The organism is Chryseobacterium cheonjiense, from assembly GCF_012927265.1.
Classification (GTDB): domain Bacteria; phylum Bacteroidota; class Bacteroidia; order Flavobacteriales; family Weeksellaceae; genus Chryseobacterium; species Chryseobacterium cheonjiense.
The window spans coordinates 888,021-903,332 of the sequence record NZ_JABBGF010000001.1; the positions used below are offsets into that span (position 1 = coordinate 888,021).

General features: G+C 36.4%; 17 protein-coding genes. 5 read left to right on the forward strand and 12 right to left on the reverse strand.

Annotated features, from left to right (window positions below; genetic code table 11):
• Window positions 1–2: 2 nt before the first annotated feature.
• On the forward strand, window positions 3–962 hold the full coding sequence (locus HHL20_RS04165) for a D-2-hydroxyacid dehydrogenase (protein WP_169229915.1): 960 nt from the start codon (window positions 3–5) through the stop codon (window positions 960–962).
• A 44-nt stretch (window positions 963–1,006) separates the two neighbouring features.
• Here the strand turns inward: HHL20_RS04165 and mscL are convergent, their stop codons facing one another.
• Window positions 1,007–1,393: a large conductance mechanosensitive channel protein MscL gene (gene mscL, locus HHL20_RS04170; protein ID WP_169229916.1), complete on the reverse strand. Its 387-nt coding sequence runs from the start codon at window positions 1,391–1,393 to the stop codon at window positions 1,007–1,009.
• 202 nt (window positions 1,394–1,595) lie between these two features.
• Here mscL and HHL20_RS04175 point away from each other — a divergent pair, with 202 nt between their 5' ends.
• Complete coding sequence (locus tag HHL20_RS04175) at window positions 1,596–3,110, forward strand: NAD(P)H-hydrate dehydratase (RefSeq protein WP_169229917.1); 1,515 nt, start codon at window positions 1,596–1,598, stop codon at window positions 3,108–3,110.
• Between the two features lie 195 nt (window positions 3,111–3,305).
• Here HHL20_RS04175 and lgt read toward each other — a convergent pair whose 3' ends face one another.
• The 8 genes from lgt to HHL20_RS04215 all read right to left on the reverse strand — a co-directional run bounded on the left by lgt (window position 3,306) and on the right by HHL20_RS04215 (window position 9,319).
• Window positions 3,306–4,172 carry a prolipoprotein diacylglyceryl transferase gene (gene lgt / locus HHL20_RS04180; RefSeq protein WP_169231115.1) on the reverse strand — a complete coding sequence of 289 codons (867 nt, stop codon included), beginning with the start codon at window positions 4,170–4,172 and terminating at the stop codon, window positions 3,306–3,308.
• A 428-nt stretch (window positions 4,173–4,600) separates the two neighbouring features.
• Entirely contained in the window at window positions 4,601–4,852 is a 252-nt protein-coding gene (gene yidD, locus HHL20_RS04185; RefSeq protein ID WP_169229918.1) for a membrane protein insertion efficiency factor YidD, read from the reverse strand.
• Between the two features lie 430 nt (window positions 4,853–5,282).
• Window positions 5,283–6,068, reverse strand: a complete 786-nt coding sequence (locus tag HHL20_RS04190; RefSeq protein ID WP_169229919.1) for a hypothetical protein — start codon at window positions 6,066–6,068, stop codon at window positions 5,283–5,285.
• A gap of 10 nt (window positions 6,069–6,078) precedes the next feature.
• Window positions 6,079–6,573 carry a hypothetical protein gene (locus HHL20_RS04195; protein ID WP_169229920.1) on the reverse strand — a complete coding sequence of 165 codons (495 nt, stop codon included), beginning with the start codon at window positions 6,571–6,573 and terminating at the stop codon, window positions 6,079–6,081.
• Window positions 6,574–6,798, reverse strand: a complete 225-nt coding sequence (locus HHL20_RS04200) for a hypothetical protein (protein ID WP_169229921.1) — start codon at window positions 6,796–6,798, stop codon at window positions 6,574–6,576.
• Window positions 6,799–7,068: 270 nt separating this feature from the next.
• The gene (locus HHL20_RS04205) at window positions 7,069–7,563 is read right to left on the reverse strand and encodes a hypothetical protein (protein WP_169229922.1); all 495 of its coding nucleotides are present in this window, start codon (window positions 7,561–7,563) and stop codon (window positions 7,069–7,071) included.
• Between the two features lie 25 nt (window positions 7,564–7,588).
• Window positions 7,589–8,404: a hypothetical protein gene (locus tag HHL20_RS04210; protein WP_169229923.1), complete on the reverse strand. Its 816-nt coding sequence runs from the start codon at window positions 8,402–8,404 to the stop codon at window positions 7,589–7,591.
• Between the two features lie 90 nt (window positions 8,405–8,494).
• On the reverse strand, window positions 8,495–9,319 hold the full coding sequence (locus tag HHL20_RS04215; protein WP_169229924.1) for a hypothetical protein: 825 nt from the start codon (window positions 9,317–9,319) through the stop codon (window positions 8,495–8,497).
• 212 nt (window positions 9,320–9,531) lie between these two features.
• On the opposite strand from HHL20_RS04215, the gene HHL20_RS04220 reads away from it, so the two are divergent.
• Window positions 9,532–9,894 carry a helix-turn-helix domain-containing protein gene (locus HHL20_RS04220; protein ID WP_169229925.1) on the forward strand — a complete coding sequence of 121 codons (363 nt, stop codon included), beginning with the start codon at window positions 9,532–9,534 and terminating at the stop codon, window positions 9,892–9,894.
• A gap of 27 nt (window positions 9,895–9,921) precedes the next feature.
• Here HHL20_RS04220 and HHL20_RS04225 read toward each other — a convergent pair whose 3' ends face one another.
• On the reverse strand, window positions 9,922–10,074 hold the full coding sequence (locus HHL20_RS04225) for a hypothetical protein (RefSeq protein WP_169229926.1): 153 nt from the start codon (window positions 10,072–10,074) through the stop codon (window positions 9,922–9,924).
• Window positions 10,075–10,120: 46 nt separating this feature from the next.
• Here HHL20_RS04225 and HHL20_RS04230 point away from each other — a divergent pair, with 46 nt between their 5' ends.
• Both HHL20_RS04230 and HHL20_RS04235 read left to right on the forward strand, forming a co-directional pair.
• Window positions 10,121–10,864, forward strand: coding sequence for a DUF6261 family protein (locus HHL20_RS04230; protein WP_169229927.1), 744 nt, complete (start codon window positions 10,121–10,123; stop codon window positions 10,862–10,864).
• A gap of 241 nt (window positions 10,865–11,105) precedes the next feature.
• Window positions 11,106–12,383 carry a replication-associated recombination protein A gene (locus HHL20_RS04235; RefSeq protein ID WP_169229928.1) on the forward strand — a complete coding sequence of 426 codons (1,278 nt, stop codon included), beginning with the start codon at window positions 11,106–11,108 and terminating at the stop codon, window positions 12,381–12,383.
• Between the two features lie 73 nt (window positions 12,384–12,456).
• Here HHL20_RS04235 and HHL20_RS04240 read toward each other — a convergent pair whose 3' ends face one another.
• Both HHL20_RS04240 and HHL20_RS04245 read right to left on the reverse strand, forming a co-directional pair.
• Window positions 12,457–12,894: a hypothetical protein gene (locus tag HHL20_RS04240; protein ID WP_169229929.1), complete on the reverse strand. Its 438-nt coding sequence runs from the start codon at window positions 12,892–12,894 to the stop codon at window positions 12,457–12,459.
• A gap of 115 nt (window positions 12,895–13,009) precedes the next feature.
• Entirely contained in the window at window positions 13,010–15,220 is a 2,211-nt protein-coding gene (locus HHL20_RS04245; protein ID WP_194306226.1) for a DUF2339 domain-containing protein, read from the reverse strand.
• Between the last annotated feature and the right edge of the window lie 92 nt (window positions 15,221–15,312).

The following is a 15,312-nucleotide window of genomic DNA, read 5'->3' on the forward strand; positions in this document are numbered from 1 at the left end:
TTATGAAAGTTTTAGCAAACGACGGTTTGGATCAATCCGGGATTGATGCATTGACTGAGAAAGGTTTTGAAGTAATCACCACGAAAGTTCCGCAGGAGTTTTTAATGGATTACATTAATGAGCATAAGATCCGCACATTGCTGGTACGCAGTGCCACACAGGTAAGAAAAGATATTATTGACAACTGTCCTTCTCTTGAAATCATCGGGAGAGGCGGAGTAGGAATGGATAATATTGATGTGGATTATGCCAGAGAAAAAGGAATTCATGTAATCAATACCCCTTCAGCTTCTTCAGAATCTGTAGCAGAGCTGGTTTTTGCCCATCTGTTTTCCGGAGCAAGATTTTTGCAGGATTCCAACAGGAAGATGCCTTTGGTAGGTGATAGTGAATTTGCTTCTCTTAAAAAAGCATATGCAGCAGGTATAGAGCTGAAAGGAAAAACAATCGGTATCGTAGGAATGGGAAGAATCGGGCAGGAAGTAGCTAAGATTGCTTTAGGGCTCGGAATGCGAGTGGTAGCGGCAGACAGCAATGTAGGGAAAGCAAGCATTAAAGTAACTTTTTACAATAAACAGTTCATCAATGTTGATATTGAAACGGAACCGCTTCAGGATGTGCTTAAGCATTCCGATTTTATAACCCTTCACGTACCAGCCCAGAAAGACGGATACATGATCGGTAAAAATGAATTTGAAATGATGAAGGACGGCGTAGCCATCGTAAACTGCTCAAGAGGCGGCGTAATTGATGAGACTGCTCTGGTTGAAGCTTTAGATTCAGGAAAAGTGAAGTTTGCAGGACTTGATGTTTTTATTAACGAGCCTACACCTTCCAGAGAGATCCTGAACCATCCTAAAATTTCCATGACGCCACATACCGGTGCTTCAACGCTGGAAGCTCAGGACAGGATCGGACTTTCGCTGGCAGAGCAGATATCCAGTATTTTACAAATTCAGTAATATCCAGAAATAAACAAAGCACTTCATCATGAAGTGCTTTTTCTTTATATATTATTTTTACTTTTCAGCAAATCTCTGATTTCTGTAAGCAGTTTCTGGTCTTCGGTAAGTACCGGTGGCGGAGGTGCGGTTTCCGGTTTTTTGTTAAGGCTGTTCACGCCTTTAATAAGAAGGAACAACACGAAAGCAACAATAAGGAAACTGATGACCGAAGATAAAAAATTACCGTATTTTACCCCTTGCCAGGAAAGTTCTGCAATATTCTTTACATTAGCCTTTTCCAAAGCCGGATTCAGAAGAAGCGGCGTGATGATATCATCTACAAATGACTTTACAATGGCACTGAATGCAGCACCAATGATGACACCGACTGCAAGATCAAGAACGTTCCCTTTGAACGCAAATTCTTTAAATTCTTTGACAAATCCCATATTTATATTTTTTAATTGTTGTCTAAATCAGGGTTTAAATTACAAAAAAATGTAATTATTTTAATGCAATTGAGGGTTTAATTAATAATTTATTGAGATATATACTTTTTAAGGTATCATATTAACATAAATTTTTACTTACTTCAATCATTTAAAATTACTTTTTGTAAATTGCTGTTAGCATACCATTAAATGTACTTCAATGAAAATTTTTACAGCAGAGCAAATCCGCAATTGTGATCAATATACGATAAAGAATGAACCTGTTTCTTCTGTACATCTCATGGAAAGGGCGGCGGAAGCATGTGTGGAATGGATCTCCGAAAATTGCAACAATCACAGGAATTTTGCTGTTTTCTGCGGTAGCGGAAATAATGGAGGGGATGGCTTTGCTATTGCCAGAATGCTGTACCAAAAAGGTTTTGACGTAGATGTATTCACGAATACGAAGGCTAAATTTTCTTCCGATGCTCAGGAGAATTTTAAGCATATCAAAGAAATTTCAGGAATTACCATAAGAGAATTTAAAGAAGCATCAGGCTACCGTTTCGACGGCCGAACAGTGATTATTGATGCGCTTTTCGGTACCGGATTGTCACGCAAGCTGGATGGTGATATAAAAGACCTGGTGGAATTTTTAAACCGTAAAAAAAATATAAAAATTTCGGTTGATCTCCCTTCGGGACTCATGGCAGACGCTATTTCAGATCATGATGCCGTAGTATTCATGGCTGACTATACGCTGAGCTTCCAGTTTTGGAAAAAGTCTTTCCTTCATGCCGAAACCGGAAAATTTGCCGGAAAGATTGAGATTTTAGATATTAATTTAAGTGAAGATTATGTCGAAGAAACAGAAACCAAAGATTATGTAATCAATGATGAGGTTATTAAAAAGATTTTTAAAGTAAGAAGTGAATTCTCACACAAAGGCACTTACGGAAAAGCTGTTATTATCGGAGGAAGTTATGGTAAAATGGGAGCGGCAGTACTTTCTACCAGAGCTGCTCTGAAGGCAGGGGCAGGACTTACTTTTACCGTTGCTCCGAAATGCGGATATGAAATTTTACAGACCTCCGATCCTGAAGCGATGTTCATCGAAGGCGGAGAAGATTATATTGAAAGTTTTAATGTTGAAGAAACAGCGGTATGCGGAATTGGTCCCGGATTAGGAACTCATGAGAATACGGCAAAAGGTCTTTTAAAATTTTTAAAAAACTACACGAAGCCATTGATTCTTGATGCCGATGCTTTAAATATCATCTCTCAGAATTATGAAAGTATACAGTTAATTCCTGAAAAATCTATTATCACCCCTCATCCCAAGGAATTTGAAAGACTTTTCGGCAAAACGGAAAATTCTTTCGAAAGAACAGAACTTGCTAAAAATAAGAGCCGTGAACATCAGATCTATATTGTTTTAAAAGACCATCATACCCAGATTATCACTCCGGAAGGTGAGGTGTTTTATAATATTACCGGCAACTCGGGGCTTGCAAAAGGCGGTAGCGGGGATATACTGACAGGAATTATCACTTCCTTGCTTGCACAGCAGTATTCCGAACAGGAAGCAGCAGTGTTGGGAGTATGGTTCCATGGAAAAGCGGCCGAGTTTGCTGCGGAGAAGTATTCTAAGGAGGCGATGCTTCCTTCTGATGTAATCAATGAATTTGGCAATGTTTTTTCTGAATTAAATGGCAAAGTACAAAAGCTTTTATGAGAAGACTTTGAAGATATAGACTAATAGATGATAGATAATAGATGAATGGATATTAGATTGATGATATTAAAGTAATTTCAGGGTATTATGGGACATTAGAATCTTGCGATAGAAAAACTACAAGATAACGATAAACAGAAAAGCAAGTCTCTGAGGACTTGCTTTTCTTCTATATGTTATTTTGATGATTTAAAACTATTCAGGTTTTTCGTTTTCCGCCTGAGTAATCCTGAATTTTTTAGATACAATCATGATGACTACCCCGGCGATCATAAACGGAATGGATAATACCTGTCCCGTATTCAGTCCTCCGAATTGAATAAATTCATCACCCTGTGGTTCTTTCAGGAATTCCACAAAGAATCGGATCGCCCAAAGAATAATGAAAAATAATCCGAATAACCATCCCTGCTGATATTTTTTATTGGTTTTTCTGTATAAAATCCACAACAGGACGAACAGGCAAATATATCCGAATGCTTCAAAAAGCTGCGAAGGATAACGTGGAACCGTCAATCCGTATTCACTGCTTTGTTGCGGGAAAAGCAAGGCAAAAGGAGAATTGGGATCAGCCGGTTTTCCTATAATTTCAGAATTAAAGAAATTCCCCAGTCTTACGAAGGCTCCGCCCAGCGATACTACTATTCCCAGTCTGTCATATACCCAGAAAGGATTTTTCTTAATAATTTTAAATGAATAATAAAGGGTGGTGAAAATCAATGCAATGGTTGCACCATGACTTGCCAATCCCGAAAACCCTGTAAATTTAAGACCGTTTTTAGTACTGATCGGTAAAAACACACTCCAGAAATCTTCTTTAAACAATTCCGGTTGGTAAAAGATGACGTGTCCCAGACGTGCTCCAAGGATTGTTCCTATTAAAGTCCAGGTGAAAAGTGGTTCGAGATATTTCTGATTAACATTGTCGATCTTAAATATTTTGTTCATTAAAATATATCCGAAACCGAAAGCAAAAATGAACATCAAGCTGTAAAAATGCAGGGTAATAGGCCCTAAAACAATTCCCTTCGTCGGATCCCATATTTTAAAAGGCGTTTCCAGACTTACCTGATCGGAAGAAGCAACTGGTTTGTTTGATTTTACCGCGTACTTGAAAGCTCCAATATTCTCTTTCGTGGCTTGTGTTTCTATAAGCCTGAAATTTTTATCCAAAAACTGGTAGTGAGCTGTTTTGAGCTTATCCAGTGTAAGAGCGATGATGTTGAAATACGCAGGTTCGAAATTAGATTCGTTCAGAATAATCAGTACGTTTCCTTCTACTTTTCTGTCGGGGAACACGTTAAGGTCTCCAAGCTCCGTAGTACTGTAGATCTTTACAGGGACACTTGCATTATTGATTTTTAGAGTTCCGTCTGACATTCCGTCCGGATAATTCTGCGCAAAAAGACATTGGGTAATCAACGCAAAAATGACGAGATACATTCTGAAAAAAATATTACTCATTTTTATTTTTTTAGTAGTTGTTTATTCTAAATTTTACTCTTCTTGGGTGGTACAGGATCATAACCGCTTCCTCCCCAAGGGTGGCATCTTGAAATTCTTTTTATTCCCAGCCAGAAACCCTTCACCGGACCGTGCACCTGCAATGCTTTTACCATATAATGCGAACAGGTAGGTTCATACCTACAGTTTTTAGGAAGTAGCGGCGATATAAACCATTGGTAAAACTTAATTAGGATTACCAGAGGAAAGGTGATGATCTTATTGGCTGTACGTTTCAAAACATTGCAAAAATAGCGTAAAAAATTGGAAGTTGGCTGAAATATACCGGAAGTTTCAGCAGGATAGGAGCTTGTTTGTCGGAGATATTTTGGTGTTGGTCGATTTGTGGATTTAGATAAGTGAGAAAGAATCAAAAGATCGTATTACTGTAATAAATAAGCTGCCTTCATTTGAGGCAGCTTTATTTTATTTTTTTTAACCGCCCAATAATGACGGTTTACAATTATTTATTCAGAGTAATCTTCACTATCATATCTTTCTTTCTTCCTTCACTCTTTAGATACCGAACAGGATGACAAAACGAATAATGTTAGTATATATTTAATTTTAAAAAGAATATTTCTCATTTTTCCTTAAACCAATATTACAATTTTAATTAATCACTTTTTAAAAACTGTTTTCTCTTTTCTGCGGTTAAAGTTATCAAAACTATAAAAGTGTAAGTTTATTTAATATATAGGTCCTTTCAAATCCTTTTACTCCTTTAATTGTTTCTTTAACTTCTAAAGGGTAATATTTTTTTATAATCTCTTGCTCATCTACAACAGGATGAAAAACACTTTTAATTTTATCAGTGACCCATGCTTCTCTTCTATATACAATATTTTCAGCAAAATAACTTTTAGCTTCAATTACTTTAAACTCATAAATAACCTTGAAACACTCAAAATTATTAATGTTTTTTCTTATATTTCTCTTTTCTAAAATCTTTGTGATTTTAATAGGAGAATAACTGTAAGTATATTTTTCTATAATTCGTGTAGAATCATTTTGGGAAAGATTAAACAATATATTGCTTTTAATATTTATTTTCTCCCTACTAGTAATTTTATTATTAGATAATTTTCTTTTATTGTACCAAATTACTGAATCTGTATATTTATGAGTGTATATAGCTGAATCCTCAATAAATAACATTGTTTTTTCAATAAAACTGGAAGTAAATAGTTTTTTATATAGATCTTCTTGTTGTTTTACTATTTTATGATCAGGATTGTTACCATTTCTTATCTTATCCGTTCTTCGTGTTGCTTCAATAAATACTTTTTTATATTTTTTAAAAGTTTTGTCAAATAGTTTTCTATCAGCAATTTTTGCCTTACTTATAAAAACAACTTCACCCTTGGTAGGTTTATAAATTTGGGCATTAATACCCAAATCTATAAACATTGTAATTATTATTAATTTAAATTTTACCGTCATATTTTTCTTCATTTCAATATTTTTATTTTTCAGACCAATCCGTACTATTGTATCCGTTTATTCCAATAAATTTTATCTTTTCAATTTTCATATTAGAAAAGAACTGCACAAAAGTATTATTCCATTCACCATGATTTTGTAAAACCATATTGTTAATTTGATTAGGAATTTCATTTTCGAAAGTTATAGAAACCCAAGGGTACTGAAATGGATTATCTGTCGCCACAGACCATAAGTCAGAGTCTTCAAAATATAATCTCAGAATATAATATTTAGAACTTGGATCAACTTTCGTATCGCAATCAATTTTTACAACATTTACTTGCTTATTCAACATTTCGTTATAAAAGACAGAAAAATTCTGTCCATAGAACTGTGTCTTTACATTTGCTAAAATATTAAGTTTTGGAACCAAATTATTGTAAAACGCAATATAATCGTTTACGGACTGTGATTTACAGGATAATGTAAATAGTAAACTTATAATGATTGAGATTTTAAAAAATATCGGTTTCATTTATTTTATAGTTCTATCCGGATTATTGTATCCATTAATGCCCACAAACTCTATTTTCTCTATTTTCATATTGGCAAAGAACTGTGCAATGGTAGCATTCCACCTGCCTTGACTTTGTATGCTCAACTGATCTATTTGTGATGGGATTTCATTTTGAAAGGTTATTGATATGAATGGTACTTGAAAGTGATTATCGATTCCAACACTCCATATTCTATTTTCCATTAAACGCAAGTCTATAACATAGTATTGTGTTCCAGGAATGACTCTAGGACTGCACATAAAAAATGTAATATCGATACTTTTGCTCTGTAAATAATTATAAAAATTAGAGAAATTTTTGTTATAATATTGTGTTTTATTAGGAACCATTGTATTGAGCTTGGGAACCAAATTATTGTAAAACGTAATATAATTGTTTACGGTCTGTGATTTACAGGATAATGTAAATAGTAAACTTATAATGATTGAGATTTTAAAAAATATCGCTTTCATTTATTTTATAGTTCTATCCGGATTATTGTATCCATTAATCCCCACAAACTCTATTTTCTCTATTTTCATATTGGCAAAGAATTGGGCAATGGTAGGGTTCCACCTGCCTTGGCTTTGTATGCTCAACTGATCTATTTGTGATGGGATTTCATCTTGAAATGTTATTGATATAAAAGGTCTTCTGTAAGAATTTTCACTTGCAATTTTCCACATATCAAGTTCAATAAAATTTAAGTTTAAAACATAATATTGAATTCCGGGAATAACTTTTGGATAATAAGTAAAAGATATGATATTAATGCCATTGTTTTGGAGTTCTGTATTAAAATTGGAAAAATTTTGGTTATAATATTGAATTTTGTTGGGTACTAATGAATTTAGTTTAGGTACTAAATTATTATAAAATGTTATATAGTCATTTGTTGTTTGTGACTTACAGCTATATATTAAAAGAAAATTTGTTACAACTAATATTTTTAATAATAATGTTTTCATAAGTTGAATGTTTTAAAGGTTAAGATTAAGGACATTTAGAAACTACAATTTTTTCATCTGGAAAGCCATTGGTAGTAGTTTGTTCTATTGATACATTTACTTTTTTTAAATTACCATTTGCATCTACTTTTGCAAGACTTATTCCCGCATTGTGCTTATCCAGAATATATGCTAACGCTAATGCATAGTCGTTATGGTTTTCACCTGAATTATTGCTTATATTATTATGTTTGTAAATAGTTGTTATTCTATCAACATCATCATAGAAATCACTTTCCTTTTTAAACCAATGCGTAGCATCATCATAGTTTTCGCTTTTAGGAAAACTGCTGAAAAAAGTTCCTGCTAAATCTTTATCGGTTATTACAAGGGCATATACTTCCACACTACCGTTGTTTATCCCGTATACATAACTTTGCCTGTAATTCAGGTAGTTTACCTGTGACAATTGCAGTGTGCTGTAAAGATCCAATGCAGAAGGAGAGCCTCTTTTCTTGGCGTGGCTGTGGCCGGATGCAATATATTTATTTCCCAGGTTGGCAGAGGGGAAATTGGAAGTTGTAGGAGTGCCTTCGTTGGGACCCTCTACCATATAATTTCCCGTAGCAATATCCAGCCCTACAGCAACAGCCCATTCATTCGGGGCATCTGCTTTTCCTTTTAATGCAGCATCCATCTGCGCCTTTACCGTTGGGTTTTTTAAAATAGCATTGGCTTTATCAATAGATGGTTTTGTTTTTTTACAAGGGCTGTCCGCTGAAAGATATTGATTATAGAACTCTTCCCAAGTAGCATTAGGATGATCCATAAAATACTGTACCGCTTGGTTATGGAAATTCAAATTTTCTGTATTGTTGGCAGTAGAATAATTGTTAAGGTAGCTCTCTATGATATTCTGGTAAATGCCTGCATTTCCACTCGCCCACTGGTGCTATGTGGCTCCCGGAAGCTGCTCCGAAAACAGATATGCTCTCAGCGCTCTTACATAGCCTTCATCAGTAGAAGGCAGTACATTAGGATCAAAAACATATCCGCTCGGGTCTGTAAGATATGCAGCAGAGCCACCCTCTGTAATAGGGTCTACAGGAGGCGGCGGACTGGAAGGGTTTCCGTTACTTGGGCCGCCAAAACCACCGGAGTTATCTCCGCCTCCACTTCCTACACACACTGTTAATGTTTCCAAACATTCAGGGCATTTGTCGCACGTATCCCAAGAATGACCATTTTTGCAATGCCATACACTCACGCTGTAAGAAGCCAGGCAGTCTTCATAACTTGAGGTTTTGGCAACCGCATTTTTGTGAGAGTGTTTTTGGGCTGCGGAAGCCGCTTCGGAATCGTAAAGAACATAAGGAATATTCCCTATTATCCTTATAATAGAATAATGCAGCGTGCCGTCATTTCTCTTGCGGTATACCATATTATAGACATCCTGGGGATTGCCGAACAGAGAATAGATTCTAAAGGCATAGGTAGAAATATCCCCATTGGCTTTAATACGGTTGATCGTTTCTGTATCAATGAGGAATCCCGAAAGTGGGTCGTCATGCTGACTGTTTTTTTGTGCGGTACTTATCGGAGAAATTACCTCTCCAACTTTTTGAATCTGTGTTTCTTTTTGGAAAGCGGAAAAGGAAATAATATCCCGTTTTCTATTTGCAGAAGCTTCATTTAAAATATCCTGCTCATTCCTACAGGAAAATAAGGCAAGGAACACCGTTAATAAAAACAGCCATGAAATTTTCTTTCTCATCATTTGCATTTGTTATTTGTGGTTTAAATTAATTCTTTTAACTAGAGATGCATCTTTTATCCGTAAGGTTGGAAAGAGATAAAAACCAATCTATAGTTGTGCAACAAATCTAAAGAAAATATTTCACATGCATCTGAACTAAAGTTGTAAAAACGCCAACAAAAGTTGTATTTTTTGAATATAAAAAATAGTAAATTAGCTGAAAATTATTTGATATGTCTTTAGGAACTAAACTCAGGGAGCTGAGAACGGGAAGAAATTTATCGCAGACACAGGTAGCCATGGAGCTTGATGTTTCGCAGACCGCGAATGGTAAGTGGGAAAGCGACCAGTCGAAACCGGGACTCGATAACCTGCTGAAAATTTCTGAATTTTATGAGACGGATATTTATGATTTGATAGGACAGAAAGAAGGGAATAATAATTTTATTAACAGCTATGATAGCTCTACTGTTAACAACGAAATTGCTACAATAAATTATTATGTTTCAGAAAAGCTGGTAGAGCAATACGAAGAACGCATCAAAGAGCTACAGGAAAGAAACCAGGAGCTGAAAGACCAGCTTGCTTTCTGGTAAAGCCAGGCTGAAAGCTGCAAATAATATCTAATCTTCCGGAAAGTTTGCCGTACCCTCGCGGGAAGTTTTCCGGAACACCGGGAAACCTCCACGCACCCCTGCAACGGCTTTTCCGGTAACCGGGAAAGGTTGTTGCACCCCTGCGACAAACTTTCCCGGAAGCAGGAAACCTTCTTGCACCCTCGCAACAAGGTTTCCCGGAAAAACGCAAACAATGTAAAAAAATATGAATACAATTGAATTAAGATTACTTCGCAATGCAGAATACCTGCAATACGTAAAAGACTTCTCAGGAATTATCGCCTTAAACAATCCAGCAACTTTACAGATCGACGCCAAGCTTTCAACCTTTAATAACCGGATTTCCGAACTGGAAAACCTGTATAAAAAAGCATTGGCGAATGACAAAACACAGGAACTTTTACAGTTGGACGAAAGAAGGGATAATGCCATTAACGGAATTTATTATTTTCTTTTGGGGCATTCTTATCATTTCGAAGCAGATAAAAAACAGAAGGCACAATTGCTTCTCGACAATATGGCTCTGTACGGAAGCGGTATTGCCCGTTTAAACTATCAGGCAGAAACCGCCACGCTTAACAATCTCATCAGGGATTGGGAAAACAAACCGGAACTTATAAATGCGGTTGCCTCCTTTAATCTTTCTGCATGGATCAATGAGATGAAAACAGCCAATGACCTGTTCAATACCACGTATCTTTCCCGTACCCAGGAATACGGGGATGCCAGTCCGGAAACCATTAAATCGAAAAGGGAAGAGGTGAATGCCGCCTACTACGCATTGCGTGACAGGATCGATGCACTTCATCTTCTGGTAGATACACCGCCGTCACCATACGCCACCGTCATCAACCAGCTGAATGCGCTTACCGATCAGTACAATGTATTGCTGGTCAATAGAAAAGATACTTCGCCTATAGAAGGAAAAGATCAGAATCCGCCTTTGTAATAAAGAATCGACATACGTAAACCCGTCAATCTATTGGCGGGTTTTTTTATACAACATATTCTTATCTTTACTTTAAATAATGAATTATACTTTGGCTTAAAATATATCCGCAGGAATACAATTAGTACTACGTTGCTAAAAGTAATACCACTGTTTAAGTAAGGAATAGAGTAATAGAAATTCTTTGTCTAACTTTGCATTGACAACTCACCTTACATCAATTTAAAATAATTAAAATACCTTGAATCAAAATATTCCATTAGCTGAAAAATTAAGGCCGAAGACGCTGGAAGATGTTCTCGGGCAGGAACACCTGACAGGAGAAAAGGGAACCATCCGGAAAATGCTGCAGAATAACACCCTAAATTCTCTGATTTTTTGGGGACCGCCGGGAACCGGAAAAACAACACTGGCTGAAATTGTCTCCGAACAGTCGGGAAGGAAGTTTTATAAGCTTTCTGCGGTTTCTTCAGGAGTTAAAGATGTCCGCGATGTAATCGAAGATGCCAAAAAACAGAATCTTTTTTCGGGAAAATCCCCGATCTTGTTTATTGATGAAATTCACCGTTTCAATAAATCCCAGCAGGATTCTTTGCTTCATGCTGTGGAGAAGGGCTGGATCGTTCTGATAGGAGCAACGACGGAAAACCCAAGTTTTGAAGTCGTTTCTGCATTGCTTTCGAGAAGCCAGGTGTATATTCTGAAAGCTTTAAGCTATGAAAAGCTTGAAGAATTAATAGATATTGCCCTTGAAAGATTTAATAATGATGAAAAGTCCGGCTTTAAGATTCTTGAAAAAGAAGCGTTTATACAATATTCCGGAGGGGATGCAAGAAAGCTGATCAATTCTGTGGAACTGGTTTTAAATCAATATAAAAATTCAGGAAAACAGGAAATTAAAAATGAAGATGTGCTTGAAGTATTGCAGGAAACCATGGCACTGTATGATAAGAATGGTGAACAGCATTATGACATCATTTCGGCATTTATCAAATCCATGCGCGGAAGCGATCCCAACGGAGCCGTATATTGGCTTGCAAGAATGATTGCAGGCGGTGAAGATATTAAATTCATAGCAAGAAGAATGCTGATCCTTGCGGCAGAAGATATCGGACTGGCCAATCCGAATGCCCTGATAATGGCCAACACCTGTTTCCAGGCAGTAAATGTGATCGGAAATCCGGAAGCAAGAATTATTTTAAGTGAAACGGCAGTTTATCTGGCTGTTTCTCCGAAGAGCAATTCTACCTATATGGCTATTAATGAAGCATTGGCGCTGGTAAAGAAAACCGGGAATCTTCCCGTTCCCCTGCATCTGAGGAATGCTCCCACTAAGCTGATGAAAGACCTGGATTATGGGAAGGAATATAAATACGCCCATTCTTATGAAGGTAATTTTGTAGACCAGGATTTTCTTCCGGAAGAAATACGTGATATGACACTCTACCAGCCCGGAAACAATGCAACGGAAAAGAAAATCTATGACGAACTGAAAAAGAAATGGAACAATAAATATTAAAGTTCTGATTCAGTTGGCAAATAAAAAAGGATACTTCAGCAAGTATCCTTTTTATTATTATAATTTAAATTGATTATTCTTTAGTGGTAACTGATACGGCTTTCGCTCCGTTGTTATCAATAACTTTCATATTGTTCAGGATGTCTCCGTAAACTTTTGTATCGCTGTTCTTAAATTCATAACCATCGATGATTACAGGCGTATCTTTAGGAAGTCCGTACTGAGTATTAATTTCTGAAAGAGCAATTCTGTCAATGGCGCCCTGACCGTTTTTTAATTTATATTCTACCAAACCGTTTTCGGCAATAAAGCTGTATTTTTTAAGGTTCTGTGGAAGCTGTGCCGCCGACTTGTACGTCTGCGTACTTTGGATCGCATCTTTATGATTGGCAGTAAACATATCTACTGTTCCGACAATATCATCAGCCACTGCAAATTTTGTAGAGGCATTCTTCTGGGCAAATAATGTAGCAGAAGATAATATTAAAAAGGAGTAGAGCAACTTTTTCATAATGTTTTTGGAATATGTATGTTAAAAACTTGATAAATATAAGTATTTTTTAGAATCTGTAAAGAAAATTTTATAATATTTTAAACAATTAATGAAAAATAGCCTTTTTTGGGGGTTATTGCATATCGGTTTCATTTCTTTCAATCTTTTCATCACTTTTCTCGACCATGGTGGCCACTATATTTTTCAGGCGCTGGAACAAAAAAGAACTGAGCAGTAAAATGATCCCAAGAATGATAAATGCGATGATTCTTGAAACATTATCCATTTTCCAGACATCATACAGGTATAATTTTACAATGGTAATTCCCAGTAAAGCAAATCCGGCTTTGCCATACTCGCGGGCATCGGTTTTTAATCCTTTAAAAATAAAAATGCTTGCCAGCACAGCCCAAATGATGGGAAGATAAAGCAGAGTGAAATATTCCTCCAGTTGTTCCATATCAGCCCTGTTTTCTGAGCAGATCAGCAGGTAGATATGATATGCTTCCATACTTACTGCTGTTACAACAGCCGTTGCCAGGAACCAGTAAGAAAGTTTTATCCTGAAAAAATATGAGCCAGGAAGTATTTTCACTGCGGTATAAACCATAGGAATCAGGTATAGCCCGTACATTAAGTAATAGTTCAGGTCAATATCTTTCATGATAATATGCGTTATAATTCCTGTGCCGGCAATGATGGTATTTATGATAATCAGAGAGAAAAAGATATAAATCAGTCCCACTTCAAGAGTATGGTTTATATCAAATTTTTTTCTAAAAAGCAGCATCGCAAAAATATAATACAGACTGAAAAGCATCCCGATGCTGAAAATAACAATCAGAGGTTTTCCTGAGATGTGGTAAATGATTTCCAGTAAAATGGCAGTATAAAAGATTGCATAGCTTACGGCGGTAAATATATTTTCAAAAAAACGACTGTTGTTTTCTCTTCTTTCCGGGAGCTTTTTCAATAAAAGCAAGTTAATGAATGCAGTACATGCTGTTACGGAACTGGTAAGAAACAGAGGATTAAAAATGATATTGAGATTTTTAGCATCCATATATTTCGTCCAGGTCATCATTTGGGCAATGATTACGAGAGGAAAGATGATATAAAAGAAATTTCTAAAAATACGAAGCTCGGTCTTTTTCCATATAAACAGCAGAAGCGTGGCTTCAACAGCCCATACACAGGTGATTAAATTTGCTCTGAACTGAAGGGCAAACGCGACAGTGACAAGGCTGACCGCAATACCTGAAAATACGGAATAAGCGGTGCCAAATCTTTTTTCCGTATGCTCTCTGTACAGCAGAAAACTATTGAGTAAAGCAAATCCTGAAGGGAAAATAATGATGGGATCGTATTGTAGTTGTTTAAAAATATAAACAGTGCCGATAACGCCCGTAAAATTGATCAGAACAAGCATTAAAATATCCCACGGGAAAAGATTCTTTTTCGTGAAATAATTCTGTAACGCAAACGCGTAGAAAACGATATAGCTGACCGCATAAAAATAGACCGTGATGAATTCAGGAGTTGCTATTGTCCAGTAACCAAGGTAAATGCTTGTAAAGATAAACGCAATCCATCCGATGCTTTTCCATCCCCTAAGAAATGCAACCGCAAGCATCCCGGTATTGATAAGGGTAATGTAAATAAAAAGAAAAGGATAATTGCTTTGCCCGGTACTGATCATCAGCGGCGCAAGAAATCCTCCGATCAGGGAAAAAATAATAAGGATTTCACTTTTGTAATAATACGATAGAAATATCGAAACCACCGTTATCAGGCAGGTCATTAAAAATGCAGTGTTTTGGGAAAACAGATGGTATTCCCTGAATGCAATGGTAGCTGTAAAATACAGTACGGCGATCCCGCCACCGGTAATGATGGAAGCAAAAACGTTATAATTTTTCCTGAGAAAATGCCCGGTACCGATGATCAGTGTTCCTGCAGCAAATCCTATTCCCGCCCTTGCAGCCTCACCGATCCAGTTGTTATCAACAGCATATTTCACAAAATACGCGATACCCAGAACCAGCGTGAAAATTCCGACTATTGCAAGGGCATTTTGCTTTAAAAAATCAAATACAGGACTGACGTGAATCTTATCTTCAGCCTGAAGCTCTTGAGTTTCAAAAGGATTTTCGTCTTTTTCGCTATTCTTGTCTGCCGCTGGTGACAATTGGTTTACAGAAAAATCTTTTACTTCATTATCCTTAATGTCAGTTAGATTCTTTTTGATTTCGAAAATCTCATTTTCCAGGTTCCTGATCCTTTTATTCAGAGTGCTGAAAAGAATAATAATGATTATACATAAAATGGCGATCAGGATATACATTATTTTCCGGATTTGATAGTATCAAATATAATCAAATGTTTTTTAAGTAGCGATGATTAAGAGCTGCGGCTATCCTGTTGAACATACAACTG